Origin of the sequence: Actinotalea ferrariae CF5-4, from assembly GCF_000603945.1 — a bacterium.
Lineage (GTDB): Bacteria > Actinomycetota > Actinomycetes > Actinomycetales > Cellulomonadaceae > Actinotalea > Actinotalea ferrariae.
Genome location: NZ_AXCW01000002.1, coordinates 1 through 13,273, shown reverse-complemented (window position 1 = coordinate 13,273; position 13,273 = coordinate 1). Strand labels below are relative to the sequence as shown.

13 protein-coding genes are annotated in these 13,273 nt (G+C 75.4%); 5 read left to right on the top strand and 8 right to left on the bottom strand.

Going from position 1 to position 13,273, the window contains the following annotated elements; all coding sequences use genetic code 11:
- Positions 1 to 61: 61 nt before the first annotated feature.
- Complete coding sequence (locus N866_RS00665; RefSeq protein WP_034221242.1) at positions 62 to 886, bottom strand: CPBP family intramembrane glutamic endopeptidase; 825 nt, start codon at positions 884 to 886, stop codon at positions 62 to 64.
- A 206-nt stretch (positions 887 to 1,092) separates the two neighbouring features.
- Between N866_RS00665 and N866_RS00660 the strand changes: the two genes are divergently transcribed.
- Together N866_RS00660 and N866_RS00655 are read left to right on the top strand one after the other, a co-directional pair.
- Positions 1,093 to 2,082 carry an ABC transporter ATP-binding protein gene (locus N866_RS00660; RefSeq protein WP_081802187.1) on the top strand — a complete coding sequence of 330 codons (990 nt, stop codon included), beginning with the start codon at positions 1,093 to 1,095 and terminating at the stop codon, positions 2,080 to 2,082.
- On the top strand, positions 2,079 to 2,921 hold the full coding sequence (locus N866_RS00655; protein ID WP_081802186.1) for an ABC transporter permease: 843 nt from the start codon (positions 2,079 to 2,081) through the stop codon (positions 2,919 to 2,921). The genes N866_RS00660 and N866_RS00655 overlap by 4 nt, the downstream gene beginning before the upstream one ends.
- 19 nt (positions 2,922 to 2,940) lie before the next feature.
- On the opposite strand, the gene N866_RS00650 is transcribed toward N866_RS00655, so the two are convergent.
- The 3 genes from N866_RS00650 to N866_RS00640 form a co-directional block, all read right to left on the bottom strand.
- Positions 2,941 to 5,430, bottom strand: coding sequence for a heavy metal translocating P-type ATPase (locus N866_RS00650; RefSeq protein ID WP_034221239.1), 2,490 nt, complete (start codon positions 5,428 to 5,430; stop codon positions 2,941 to 2,943).
- A 95-nt stretch (positions 5,431 to 5,525) separates the two neighbouring features.
- On the bottom strand, positions 5,526 to 5,762 hold the full coding sequence (locus tag N866_RS00645; RefSeq protein WP_034221236.1) for a heavy-metal-associated domain-containing protein: 237 nt from the start codon (positions 5,760 to 5,762) through the stop codon (positions 5,526 to 5,528).
- A gap of 57 nt (positions 5,763 to 5,819) precedes the next feature.
- Positions 5,820 to 6,101 carry a metal-sensitive transcriptional regulator gene (locus tag N866_RS00640; protein ID WP_034221274.1) on the bottom strand — a complete coding sequence of 94 codons (282 nt, stop codon included), beginning with the start codon at positions 6,099 to 6,101 and terminating at the stop codon, positions 5,820 to 5,822.
- Between the two features lie 235 nt (positions 6,102 to 6,336).
- Between N866_RS00640 and N866_RS00635 the strand changes: the two genes are divergently transcribed.
- Positions 6,337 to 7,953 (top strand): methyl-accepting chemotaxis protein, encoded by a 1,617-nt coding sequence (locus tag N866_RS00635; RefSeq protein ID WP_034221232.1) that lies wholly within the window; start codon positions 6,337 to 6,339, stop codon positions 7,951 to 7,953.
- Positions 7,954 to 8,102: 149 nt separating this feature from the next.
- Positions 8,103 to 9,413: an alpha-amylase family protein gene (locus tag N866_RS00630; protein ID WP_034221272.1), complete on the top strand. Its 1,311-nt coding sequence runs from the start codon at positions 8,103 to 8,105 to the stop codon at positions 9,411 to 9,413.
- Positions 9,414 to 9,483: 70 nt separating this feature from the next.
- Here the strand turns inward: N866_RS00630 and N866_RS00625 are convergent, their stop codons facing one another.
- Positions 9,484 to 9,951 carry a hypothetical protein gene (locus N866_RS00625; protein ID WP_034221229.1) on the bottom strand — a complete coding sequence of 156 codons (468 nt, stop codon included), beginning with the start codon at positions 9,949 to 9,951 and terminating at the stop codon, positions 9,484 to 9,486.
- A gap of 94 nt (positions 9,952 to 10,045) precedes the next feature.
- On the opposite strand from N866_RS00625, the gene N866_RS00620 reads away from it, so the two are divergent.
- On the top strand, positions 10,046 to 10,402 hold the full coding sequence (locus tag N866_RS00620; RefSeq protein WP_081802185.1) for a TraR/DksA family transcriptional regulator: 357 nt from the start codon (positions 10,046 to 10,048) through the stop codon (positions 10,400 to 10,402).
- Between the two features lie 37 nt (positions 10,403 to 10,439).
- Here N866_RS00620 and hemL read toward each other — a convergent pair whose 3' ends face one another.
- The 3 genes from hemL to N866_RS00605 all read right to left on the bottom strand — a co-directional run.
- Positions 10,440 to 11,711 carry a glutamate-1-semialdehyde 2,1-aminomutase gene (hemL, locus tag N866_RS00615; RefSeq protein WP_052022185.1) on the bottom strand — a complete coding sequence of 424 codons (1,272 nt, stop codon included), beginning with the start codon at positions 11,709 to 11,711 and terminating at the stop codon, positions 10,440 to 10,442.
- A gap of 104 nt (positions 11,712 to 11,815) precedes the next feature.
- Complete coding sequence (hemB, locus tag N866_RS00610; RefSeq protein ID WP_034221223.1) at positions 11,816 to 12,814, bottom strand: porphobilinogen synthase; 999 nt, start codon at positions 12,812 to 12,814, stop codon at positions 11,816 to 11,818.
- A partial coding sequence (locus tag N866_RS00605; protein ID WP_034221218.1) for a uroporphyrinogen-III synthase occupies positions 12,811 to 13,273 on the bottom strand: 463 nt, incomplete at its 5' end. The genes hemB and N866_RS00605, both read right to left, overlap by 4 nt.

Sequence of the window (13,273 nt, the reverse complement as noted above, 5' to 3'; positions counted from 1 at the left end):
GGCGACGCGCCCACCAGCCGGGGAAGGGGTGCCCCGGGCCGTTCACCCGATCGGGTCGCCGTCAGCCGATCCGGAGCGCGGCGAGGACCTCCTCCGGCAGGGCGGCGTACCCGACGAAGGCGACGACGTCGAGGGCCGTGTGCGCGACGACGAGCGGCATGACGCGGCGCCGTCGGACGTAGTACCAGCCGAACAGCAGGCCCATGACGACGTTGCCGAGGGCCATCCCGGGTCCCTGGTACAGGTGGTACGCGCCCCGGAGCAGGGCGCTCGCGGCGATGATCGCCGGGACGCTCCACCGGAGCTCCCCGAGCCGCTCCACGAGGTACCCGACCGCGACCACCTCCTCCAGCAGGGAGTTCTGCAGCGCGGAGAGGACGAGCACGGGCACGGTCCACCAGTACGCCTCGAGGCCGGCGGCCTGGATCTCGACCGTCACGCCCAGCGCGCGGCCGGCGACGTACACGCCGAGGCCCGGGATGCCGACGACGGCGGCCAGGCCGAGCCCGACGGCGAGGTCCCGCCCGGGCCGCGCACCGTCGAGCCCGATGCGGCGGACCGCCGAGCGCCCGTGCGACGAGAGCAGGTACAGCGCGAGCGCGACGGGCACGAGGGCGAAGCCGATCGCGAGGAGCTGGTAGGTGAGGTCCAGGTACGGCCGGGGCGAGCGCGTCGGGTTGAGCGTCGTGGACTGCTGGGCCAGGGGGACCTCGGCGGTGTAGCGGGCGTAGAGCCGCACGAGCGCGTACAGCGCGGACTGCCCGACGGACAGCCCGAGCACGATCCACACCTCGGTGGCGAGGCGGCGGCGGGACGGGCCGGCCGGAGCGGCGGCGGGGGCAGGGGCGGGGCCGTCCGGGACGGCGACGTCCGGTCGCGTGCTCATGCAGGTCCTCGCTCGGGTCGGGGGTGCGCCCACGGTAGACGGGCAGGCTGAGCGCCGGCTGGACATCGGCTGGACGCCCGGTGCGCTTGACGGGACGGCCGGACGGCGTGGGAGCCTCCGGTGGAGCAGGTGCTTCATCACCAGGGGGCAGGGACGGTGGACGGCCGGGACCGGGCCCTCGCGGATCACGCGCAGCGGGGGCAAGCATGATCGACCATGTCAGGACGAGCACACGGCCGGGTGCCGGCGACGCGCTGCGGGCCGGTCGCGACGACGACGTCCCGGTCCGCGTCCGCGGCGTCACCCGCCGGTTCGACGCGACCGTCGCGCTCGACGACGTGACGCTCGACGTCCACCGCGGCGAGATCGTCGGCCTCCTCGGGCCCAACGGCGCCGGCAAGACCACCCTCCTCAGCCTCGTCAGCGGTGTGCGACGGCCCGACGCCGGGACGGTCCGGCTCTTCGGCCGCGACCCGCGGGACGCCGTCGCGCGCGTCCGGCTCGGCACCACGCCGCAGGAGACCGGTCTGCCCGCGACGCTGCGGGTCGGCGAGATCGCGGCGTTCGTCGCCGGCCACTACCCCGACCCGATGCCGGTCGGCGAGCTGCTGGAGACCTTCGGCCTCACCGACCTCGCGCGCCGCCAGACCGGCGGGCTGTCCGGCGGGCAGAAGCGGCGCCTGGCGGTCGCCCTCGCCCTGGCCGGCCGCCCGGACCTCGTGCTCCTCGACGAGCCGACCACCGGTCTGGACGTCGACGCCCGCCACGTCCTGTGGGACGCGCTGCGGGAGTTCCACTCCCGCGGCGTGACGGTCGTGGTGACCAGTCACTACCTGGAGGAGATCGAGGCGCTGGCGGAGCGGGTCGTCGTCGTCGACCACGGTCTGGTGCTGGCGGACGGGACGCTGCGCGACGTCGTCGGCCGGGTCGCCCTGCGGCGCGTGACGCTCTCCCTCGACGACGACGGCGGCGCCCCCGGCGCGTCGTCGGGCCCGGCGCGGCTGGACGCGCTCACGGGGGTCGTCCGACGGGACACCGACCCGGCGACCGGCCGGCACGTGCTGCTCACACCCGACGCGGATGCGCTGGTGCGCGAGCTCGTCACCGCGGGCGTCCCGTTCCACGACCTCGAGGTGCGCAGCGCGTCCCTCGAGGAGGCGTTCCTGTCCCTCACGCGCGAGGAGGTGGCGGCATGAGCGCCGACCTCGACCAGCTGTCCGCGACCCAGTCCGGCCGGACCGGCCGGACTCGCCCCGGCGACGGCGTCGGGACCGACCGGACGGTCTCGCCCCTGACGCTCGCCCTCCTGCACTTCCGGATGACCTTCCTCGAGACCATCAGGGTCCCGGTCGCCGTCGTCGGCGCGACCGTCTTCCCCGCACTGGCGATGCTCTTCTTCGTCGTGCCGCAGCGGGCCCTGGCCTCGGACCCGGCGGCCTCGACCGGCGCCACCGCCCAGCTCGCGGTCTTCGCCGTGATCTCCACGTGCGTCTTCCAGTTCGGCATCGGTGTCGCGGAGGACCGGGCCCTGCCGTTCGACCCGTACGTGCGGACCCTGCCGGCGGGCCCGGGGCCGCGGATGGCGGGACGGGTGCTGACCGGCTCCTTCTTCGCGCTGCTCGGGATCGTGCCGCTCGTGCTGGTCGCGCTGCTCCTGACGGAGGCGTCGATCACGCTGCCGCGGCTGCTGATCGCGGGTGCGCTCCTGGTCGTGGCGGCCACGCCGTTCCTGCTGCTGGGCCTGACGATCGGCTACGCGCTCTCCTCCAAGGCCGCGATCGCGGTGGCGCAGGTCGTCGTCTTCCCGCTCGCGTTCGCCGGAGGGCTGTTCGCGCCGCCGGAGTCCTTCCCGCGCTGGCTCGACGCGCTCTCGCAGGGCCTGCCGAGCCGGGCCGCGCGCGACGTCGTCGTCCCCGTCGCGACCGGCGGCGAGCCGACCCTCCTGGCGTTCGGCGTGCTGGCCGCGTGGACCGTGCTCTTCGCCGTCCTGGTCCGGACGGTGTACCGGCGCGACGAGGGCCGTCGCTTCCGCTGAGCCCCCGCCCCTCGGGCGATCAGCCCGCGCGGCGCAGGCGCAGGCTGTTGCCCACGACCATGACCGAGCTGGCCGCCATCGCGGCACCGGCGATCATCGGGTTGAGCAGGCCCAGCGCCGCGAGCGGGATCGCCGCCACGTTGTAGCCGAACGCCCACACGAGGTTCTGCTTGATGATCCGCAGCGTGCGCCGGGACAGCCGGATGGCCTGGGACGACGCGAGCAGGTCTCCGCGCACGAGCGTGATGTCCGCCGCCTGCATCGCGACGTCGGTCCCGGTGCCCATCGCGAGGCCGAGGTCGGCCTGGGCGAGGGCCGCGGCGTCGTTGACGCCGTCGCCGACCATCGCCACGACGCGCCCCTCGGACTGCAGACGCGTCACGACGTCGACCTTGTCCGCCGGGAGCACCTCGGCGATGACCTCGTCGATGCCGACCTGCCCGGCCACGACCCGTGCCGCGCCGGCGTTGTCGCCGGTGAGCAGCACCGGGCGCAGGCCCAGCGCGCGCAGCTCGGCGACCGCCTGCACGGACGTCGGCTTGACCGGGTCGCGCAGCACGAGGACGCCCCGCGCCGAGCCGCTCCACGCGGCCATGACCGCCGTCGCGCCGTCGGCCTCGGCGGCGGTGAACGCGGTGTCCAGCGCCGTCGTGTCGACGCCCTGCTCGCGCAGCCACGACGGCCGCCCGACCAGCACCCGCCGCCCGAGCCCGACACCGCTGTGCGCGGTGCGGACGACGCCGGTGACGCCGCGGCCCGGCTCGTTGGCGAACTCGGTGACCTGGTCCTCGCCGATCGGGACCCCGTCCGCGCCCACCTCGACGGGCTCCGGAGCCCCGCCCGTGGTGAGCGTCGCGCGGGCCCCGGCGGCGATCGCCCGGGCGATGGGGTGCTCGCTGCGGCCCTCGACGGCCCCGGCGAACCGGAGCACCTCCTCGCGGTCCAGGCCGGGGGCGGCCAGCACGTCGACGAGCGCCATCCGGCCCTGCGTGACCGTGCCGGTCTTGTCGAGCACCACGGTGTCGACCCGGCGGGTGGACTCCAGGATCTCCGGGCCCTTGATGAGGATGCCGAGCTGCGCGCCACGGCCGGTCCCGACCAGGAGCGCCGTCGGCGTCGCCAGACCCAGCGCGCAGGGGCACGCGATGATGAGGACGGCGACCGCCGCGGTGAACGCGGCCTGCGGCCCGCCGCCGGCGACGAGCCAGACGACGAGCGTCACGACCGAGATGACCATGACGATCGGCACGAACACCGCGCTGATCCGGTCGGCCAGTCGCTGCACGGGTGCCTTGCCCGTCTGCGCCTGCGTCACGAGCCGCCCGATCTGGGCGAGCATCGTCTCCTCGCCGACCCGCGTGGCACGCACGACGAGGTAGCCCGAGGTGTTGATCGTCGCCCCGGTGACCTGCGAGCCCGGCTCGACGTCGACGGGGACCGGCTCGCCGGTGAGCAGCGAGGTGTCGATGGCGCTGGTGCCCTCCAGGACGACGCCGTCCGTCGCCACCTTCTCGCCCGGCCGCACCGCGAAGACGTCGCCGACGCCGATCCGGTCCACCGGCACGAGGCGCTCGACCCGCCGGCCGGCGGCGTCCGGCTCGAGCAGGGTCGCCTCGGTCGCGCCGAGGGAGAGCAGGGAGCGCAGCGCGTCCCCCGCCTGGCGGCGGGACTTGTGCTCCCAGTACCGGCCCAGCAGGAGGAACGTGGCGACGACGGCGGCGACCTCGAAGTAGATCTCCGGCATGTGCATCTCGCCGATCGCCATCCGCGGGATGAGCGTCGGCTGCATGCGCATGCCGATCTCGCCGGCGCCGCCGAGCGTCACGGCCCAGACGGACCACACGCTTGCGGCGATGATCCCGCTGGACACGAGGGTGTCCATGGTCGAGGAGCCGTAGCGCGCCGCGCGGGCGGCGGCCCGGTGGAAGGGCCACGACGCCCACGTCACGACGGGCAGGGCGAGGACGGTGACGACCCACTGCCAGCCCGGGAACTGCAGCGCCGGGATCATGGACAGCAGCGTGATGGGCACGGTGAGGACGGCGGCGACGAGGAGCCGCTTGCGCAGGTAGGCGCCCCGGTCCTCGGTCGGCGCCGAGGTGTCCTCGTCCGCGTCCATCTCGTGGCCCTCGGGCATCGCGTGCCCGCTGAGCGCGTGGTCGTGCACCGACCGCGCCTTCTCGGCGCGCTCCGCGGTGCGGCTGTCCCGCAGCACCGTGGCGGTGTAGCCGGCGGCCTCCACCGCCTTGACGACGGCGGCCGCGTCGACGTCGTCCGTGAGCTCCACGCGTGCGGTCTCCGTGGCGAGGTTCACGACGGCGTCCGCGCCGGGGAGCTTGCGGATCTTCTTCTCCACGCGCGCCACGCACGAGGCGCAGGTCATGCCGCCGACGGCCAGGTCGAGCACCGCCACCGGGCCCGCGGCCGCCTGGTCGAGCGGGCCGGGGGTGCCGGCCGTACCGGCTGCGCCGGTCCCCGCGGGGGTGCTGCGGGTGGTGTCCTGCGTCATGACCTCACGTCCTCGTCCTGCGTGGTGCGTGGTGGGTGCCGCTCCGGACCGGAACAGCGTGCCGCTGCGTGCTCAGCGCGGCGTGCCGATGCGGCTCAGAGCAGCGAGCGCGGCGGGGCGACGGCGTAGCCGGCCTCCTGGACGGCCGCCTCGAGGGCCTCCGGGGAGATCGGCTCCGTGGAGGTCACGGTGACGGTGGAGGTGCCACCGTTGACGAGCTCGACCTGGACGTCGGTGACGCCGGGGATCTCGCCGATCTCCTCCTGGACGGAGCGGACGCAGTGCCCGCAGGTCATGCCCTGGACGTTGACGTCGACGGTCTGGGTGCTCATGGTGCGTCCCTTCGTTCGGGTGGTCCGGCGGGTGCCGGGTGTTCGGGGTGGTGCTGGTCAGGTGCGGACGAGACGGGCGATCGCGTCGGAGGCCTCACGGACCTTCGCCGCCCCGGCCTCGTCGGACTGCTTCGCCGCCTCCACCACGCAGTGCGCGAGGTGGTCCTCCAGCAGCCCGAGGCTCACGGCCTCGAGCGCCTTCGTCACCGCGGCGACCTGCGTGAGGATGTCGATGCAGTAGGTGTCCTCGTCCACCATGCGCGCGATGCCGCGCACCTGCCCCTCGACCCGGCGCAGGCGCTTGAGGTAGTCGTCCTTCGTCCCGGTGTATCCCGGCATCGTGGCTCCCTCCGCGGTCGGGTGGCCCTCGGCCTCCCGGTGTGGGAACACCTTACCCCCCTAGGGTATTCCGGTGTACCGGCTGGGTCCGGCAGGGACCGGCAGGGACCGGCTGGGACCGGCCTGCCGCGGTTTCACCCACCCGGGCGACGGACGATTCACGAAAAATTCTTCCCCTGTTGTCGATGACCTTGGTGCAGGGGGCCCCAGACATCGTCGTCGAGAGGCCTCCGCCATGTCCGTCCTGCGCCGGCTCACGGTCCGCACGCGCCTCGTCGCGCTCCTCGTCCTGAGCGCCGTCGGCCTCGCCGCCGTCTCGCTGGTCGCGGTCTCGCTCTTCGGCACCGCGCGCACGCTCGCCGAGCAGAGCGACCGCCTCCAGACCGTCTCCAAGCAGTCGCTCGCGCTGAAGTACCTCTCGGCGGACTGGAACGGGTGGCAGACGGCCTACGCCCTGGACGCGGCGGTGCGGCCGGAGGCGCTCGAGGCGGCCGGCGGCTCGCGGGACGAGTTCCTCGCGGCCGCCGAGCGGCTCGAGGAGGGCCTCGTCGCGCTCCGGGACGACCCCGTCCTGAGCGACGACGAGCGCGCGCAGGTCGACGCGGTCCTCGCGGGCTACGAGGAGTTCATGGCCCTCGACGAGCGGGTCTGGGCCGGCTTCACGAGCGGCACCGAGGCCGGGGCCGCCGAGGCGAACGAGATCGTGCTCGTCGACGCCTTCGAGGTCTACGGGGCGGTGGCGACCGGGCTCGACGACGTCGCCGCGGACCTCACCGAGCGCGCCGCCCTCGCGCGGTCCGACGCCGCCGACGCCACGGTCCGCGGCCAGCAGCAGGTCACCGGCATCGCCGTCGGCGTGGCCGTGGTCCTGGCCGTCCTCGTCCTGACGATCATCGCCTCCATCACCGGGCCGCTCACCGCGCTGCGCGACCGGCTGCGGGACATCGCGCACGGCGACGGCGACCTCACCGCGCGGCTCGACGCCCGCGGCTCCGACGAGCTCGCGGCGACGGCCGGCTACTTCAACACCTTCGCCGACCAGGTGGCCGCGGTGATCCGCGCCGTGGCGTCGTCGGCGGTCTCGGTCGCGGCCGCCTCGGAGGAGATGACCAGCACCGCCCGCCAGATCGGTGCCTCGGCGGACCGCACGTCGGGGGACGCGACCGCCGTGGCGGCGGCGTCGGAGCAGGTCTCGCGCGGCGTCGACACGGTCGCCGCCGGCGCGGAGCAGATGGGCGCGGCGATCCAGGAGATCGCCGGCACCGCGGCCGAGGCCGCGCGGGTCGCGGCGGACGCCGTGATCACCGCGCAGACGACGAACGTCACGGTGACCAAGCTCGGGGAGTCCTCGGCGGAGATCGGCGCGGTGGTGCGCACGATCACCTCGATCGCCGAGCAGACGAACCTGCTCGCCCTCAACGCGACCATCGAGGCCGCCCGCGCCGGCGAGGCGGGCAAGGGCTTCGCCGTCGTGGCGGGCGAGGTCAAGGAGCTGGCGCAGGAGACGGCCCGGGCGACCGAGGACATCGCGCGCCGGGTGCAGGCCATCCAGCAGGACACCGACGGCGCCGTCCAGGCCATCGCGCAGATCGCCGACGTCGTCGCCCGGATCAACGACTACCAGGGCACGATCTCGGCCGCCGTCGAGGAGCAGAGCGCCACGACCAACGAGATGACCCGGTCGATCGCCGAGGCGGCGACCGGCGCCCGCGAGATCGCCGGGACGATCACCAGCGTCGCGGACGGGGCCGCCCTGACGACGGAGGGCGTCGGCCAGACCCTCACGGCCGTCGAGGAGCTGGCCCGGATGTCCGCGGAGCTGCGCCAGGAGGTGGAGCGCTTCCGGGTCTGACGCGGCCCGCCCGGTCCGCGGCTGGTGCGCGCCCGCCCCACCGTGCCCCACGGCGCCGTCGTCGTTACGGTGGCCGAGGTTGATCGAGGTGCACCACGGATGAGGTGCCGACGAGGGGACGTGACGTGCCGGACTGGGTCGAGCACGCGATGTGGTGGCACGTGTACCCGCTGGGCTTCACCGGCGCGGAGAAGCAGGCCCTGCCCGACGACGCCGCCCCGGTCCACCGCTTCGAGCACCTCACCCGGTGGCTCGACCACGTGGTGGGGCTCGGGCTCAACGGTGTGGCGCTGGGCCCGGTCTTCGCGTCGCAGACCCACGGCTACGACACCGTCGACCACCTGCGCGTCGACCCCCGCCTCGGGACGGAGGAGGACCTCGTCGCGTTCGTCGACGCGGCGCACGCGCGCGGCCTGCGGGTCACCCTCGACGGGGTGTTCAACCACGTCGGGCGTGGTTTCGGCCCGTTCCAGGACGTGCTGCGGGAGGACCCCGGCGCCGACGCCGCGTCGTGGTTCCGGCTGCGCTGGCCGGCCGGTGCCGCACCGGGCACCGAGCCGGACTACGACGACTTCGAGGGCCACCACGCCCTCGTCGCCCTGAACCACGACGAGCCCGCGGTCGCCGGCTACGTCACCGACGTCATGAACCACTGGCTCGACCGCGGGGTCGACGGGTGGCGGCTCGACGCGGCGTACGCGGTCCCGGCGGCGTTCTGGGCCCGGGTCCTGCCGGGGGTGCGGGCCGCCCACCCGGACGCCTACGTCTTCGGCGAGGTGCTGCACGGGGACTACGCGGCGTTCGTGACGGAGTCCGGCGTGGACGCGGTCACGCAGTACGAGCTGTGGAAGTCGACCTGGTCCTCGCTCAACGACGGCAACTTCTTCGAGCTGACGTGGACCCTGTCCCGGCACGAGGCGCTGCTCGACACCTTCGTGCCGGTCACCTTCGTCGGCAACCACGACGTCACGCGCCTCGCGAGCCGGCTCACCGACCGCCGGCACGTCGCGCACGCCGTCGCGGTGCTGCTCACCGTCGGCGGGACGCCGACCGTCTACGCGGGCGACGAGCTCGGCATGACGGGCGTGAAGGAGGAGCGGGAGGGCGGCGACGACGCGGTGCGACCCGTCTTCCCTGCCACGCCCGGCGACCTGGACGGCGAGGCGGCCGAGGCCTTCCGGCTGCACCACGACCTCATCGGCGTCCGGCGCCGCCACCCGTGGCTGCACCGCGCCCGGGTCGAGGTGCTGACCTGCACCAACACCCGCCTGGTCTACCGCTCCCACGCCGGCGACGCCGCCGTGCTCGTCGCCCTGAGCCTCGAGGACGAGCCGGTCACGCTCGACGTGCCCGGGGCCACCGGCGTGCTCGCCGGCGACGCCGAGCTGCACGGCCGGGACGGCGGCGGCGCCGTCGTCGGGCTCGCGCCGCACGGCTGGGCGGTGCTGGCGACCGGCTGACCTCCCGCCGCAGGCGTCAGCGCAGGCGTCGGCGCGGGGTGGTGGGCGCGGGGTGGTCAGCGCGGGGTGGTCAGCGGTGCCGGAGCGGTCGCGCGGCGAGCACCAGGGCGGCCAGCGTGCCGAGCGCCACGAGCGCGAGCGGCATCCGGTCGGCCACCACGGCGCCGAGGGCGACGGGGAGGAACGTCACCGCGGCCAGGCGCAGGTCGATCCCGCGGCGGCCGCGGCGCAGCAGCGCCAGGCCCAGGCGGACCGACCCGACCGTGAGCCCCACGAGCAGGACGGCGAGCACCGCGGTGCTCAGGGTCGGGCCCAGGGTCGCGATCCACGACGTCGGGTCGAGCGACTCCGCGTCGACCGCGGGCGCGCGGGTCGCGAGCCAGACGAGTGCGGAGATCGGTCCACCGAGGACGAGCGCCCAGCCGGCGAGCGCCTCGGTGGGCCCGGAGGTCCACGGCGTCGTCGTCTCGAGCGTCACGCGTTCGTAGCCGGTCCGGACGTGCCGCGTGGGCACCTGGGTCTCCCCCTGCTGAGTCATGGGAGGAATTCTACCCGAGGTCGTCCTCGGGTCACGGGTGGTTCACCACGCGTTCCGCTGTGCACCCGGTCGGCCCCCCCACCACCATGGGCCGATGGACGACGACGCGCTGGTCCCCGTGCGCTCCGCGCTCGCCGAGCGCCGCCGCGCCGCGGCCCACCGCCTCGCCGCCCTGACCGGGCGGTTCGACGAGGTGGTCGCCGCCTCCGCGGGGGCCAACCTCGACGACGAGCACGACCCGGAGGGCGCCACCATCGCGTTCGAGCGCTCCCAGATCGACGCCCTGGCGCGCCAGGCCGCCGCCGAGCTCGCGGAGGTCGACGCGGCCGAGGCGCGCCTGGACGACGGCACCTACGGGACGTGCGAGCGGTGCGGCGCCCCGATCCCGGCGGCCCGGCTCGAGGCGCGTCCGACCGCCCGCACCTGCATCACGTGCGCCGCCGCACGCTGACGCCCCGTGCGAGGAGCAACGCCGGACCGGTGACGCCTCAGGCCGGGGTCGCCGTCGCGGCCGCCCGCGCCGCCGCCGGCAGCGCCTCCACGACCCGGCCCAGGGCGGCGTCGTCGTGCGCGGCGGAGAGGAACCACGCCTCGTAGACGCTCGGCGGGGCGTGGACGCCCTGCTCCAGCAGGGAGTGGAACAGCGCGGGGTAGCGCCAGGTGTCCTGCGCCTGCGCGCGGGCGTAGTCGGTGACCGGGCCGTCGGCCGGGTCGACGAACGCCGGGCTGAACAGCGTCCCCGCCCACTGGATCGAGTGGGCCACGCCCTCCGCGGTCAGGGCCGCGGTCAGCGCGTCGGCGACGACGTGCGCGGCGTGCGTGATCCGCGCGTACACGGCGTCGTCGGCGGCCTGGAGGGTGGCGAGCCCCGCGGCCGTGGCGACCGGGTTCCCGCTCAGCGTGCCCGCCTGGTAGACCGGGCCGAGCGGCGCGAGGTGCTCCAGGACGTCCTGCCGGCCGCCGACCGCCGCGACCGGCAGCCCGCCGCCGACGACCTTCCCGAACAGCAGCAGGTCCGGGTCCCAGCCCTCGACGGCGCTCTCCAGCCCCCACCACCCCGACGACGACGCGCGGAACCCCGTGAGCACCTCGTCGAGCACGAGCATCGCCCCGTGCTCGCGCGTGATCCGCCGCAGCGCCGCGTTGAACCCGGGCAGCGGGGGGACGACGCCCATGTTCGCCGGCGCGGCCTCGGTGACGACGGCGGCGATCCGCTCGCCGTGGGTGGCGAACGCGGCCTCGACCGCGGCGACGTCGTTGTAGGGCAGGACGAGCGTCTCCGCGGCGGTGGCCTCCGTGACGCCGGCGGACCCGGGGAGCGCGAGCGTCGCGACGCCCGACCCGGCCTGGGCCAGCAGCGCGTCGAGGTGCCCGTGGTAGCAGCCGGCGAACTTGATGATGAGCGGGCGGCCGGTGACGCCGCGCGCCAGCCGGATCGCGGTCATCGCGGCCTCGGTGCCCGTGGAGACGAAGCGCAGCCGCTCGACGGCGGGCACGCGGCGCTGGATCTCGCGGGCGAGCGCCGTCTCCCGCTCGGTCGGCGCCCCGAAGCTCAGGCCCTGCGACGCGGCCTGCTGCACCGCCCAGACGACGGCGGGGTGTGCGTGCCCGAGCACCATCGGGCCCCAGGACCCGACGAGGTCGACGTACTCCGACCCGTCGACGTCGTACAGGTAGGCGCCGCGGGCGGACGCCATGAAGCGCGGCGTGCCGCCGACCGAGCGGAACGCCCGCACGGGCGAGCTGACGCCGCCCGGCATGACGGCCTGCGCGGCGAGGAACGCCTCCGCGGACCGGGCCGTGCTGGCGCGCCGGGTGTCGGTCGCGTCCGGCGTGCCCTGCCCGTCGTGCGTGCTCGTCCCCATCAGATCTCCTCCCGCAGCCAGCCGGCCAGCTCGATCGCCCAGTAGGTCAGGATCGCGTCGGCGCCGGCCCGGCGGATCGCCAGCACCGACTCGGCGACGGTGCGCCGCCGGTCCAGCCACCCCTGCGCGGCGGCGGCCTCGATCATCGCGTACTCCCCCGACACCTGGTACGCCCAGACCGGCACCTCGCTCGTCGCGGCGACGTCCGCGAGGACGTCGAGGTACGACCCGGCCGGCTTGACCATGACGACGTCGGCGCCCTCCTCGACGTCCAGCACCGCCTCGCGCAGGCCCTCGCGCCGGTTCGCCGGGTCGAGCTGGTACGCGCGCCGGTCGCCGGTGAGCTGGGAGTCCACGGCCTCGCGGAAGGGGCCGTAGAACGCCGAGGCGTACTTGGCCGCGTAGGCCAGCAGCGCGACGTGGTCGTGGCCGGCGGCGTCGAGCGCCTCGCGGACGGCGGCGGTCTGGCCGTCCATCATCCCGCTGAGGCCGAGCAGGTGGGCGCCCGCCTCCGCCTGGGCGACCGCCATCGCGCGGTAGTGCTCGAGGGTCGCGTCGTTGTCGACGTCGCCGGTCCGGCCGGGCCGCGTGTCGAGGACGCCGCAGTGGCCGTGGTCGGTGAACTCGTCGAGGCACAGGTCACCCATGACGACGAGCGCGTCGCCCGCCTCCGCGGCCGCGTCCGCGAGGGCGACGTTGAGGATCCCCTCGGGCCGGCACGCGGCGGACCCGGTGGCGTCCCGCTCGGCGGGGACGCCGAAGAGCATGACGCCGCCGATCCCCGCCGCCGCGGCGTCGGACACGGCCCGGCGCAGGCTGTCCCGGCTGTGCTGGACCTGCCCGGGCATCGAGCCGATGGGCACGGGCGCGGTCGCGCCCTCCTTGACGAACATCGGCAGCACGAGCTGCGCCGGGACGAGGTGCGTCTCGGCGACGAGCCGGCGCAGCGCGGGGGTGCGCCGCAGCCGGCGCGGCCGGACGACGGGGAAGCGGCTCACAGGGGGCTCCGGTGGGTGAGGGGCGGGTGGACGGAGGACGCGAGCGCGTCGACGAGCTCCTCCGCGGAGGCGGCGGCCGGGACGACGTCGACCCGCAGCCCGAGGTCGCGGGCCGCCGCGGTCGTCCGCGTCCCGATGCAGCACACGACCACCGACGACGGCGGCGGGCCCAGCAGGTCCACGAGGTTGCGGACGGTGCTGGCCGAGCTGAGCAGCACGGCGTGGACCGCACCGGAGCGCCACGCCGTGCGCACCGCGTCGTCGGGCGCGGGCCCCGGCACCGTCCGGTACGCGACGACGTCGTCGACCCCCCAGCCCGCGGCGCGGAGGCCGTCGACGACGGTCGGCTCGGCGAGGTCGGAGCGCGGCACGAGCACGCGCCGCGCACCGCCGGCCACCGACGGCTCCGTCATGGCCGCCACCAGCCCGGCGGCGGACCGCTCGCCGGAGGGCAGCAGG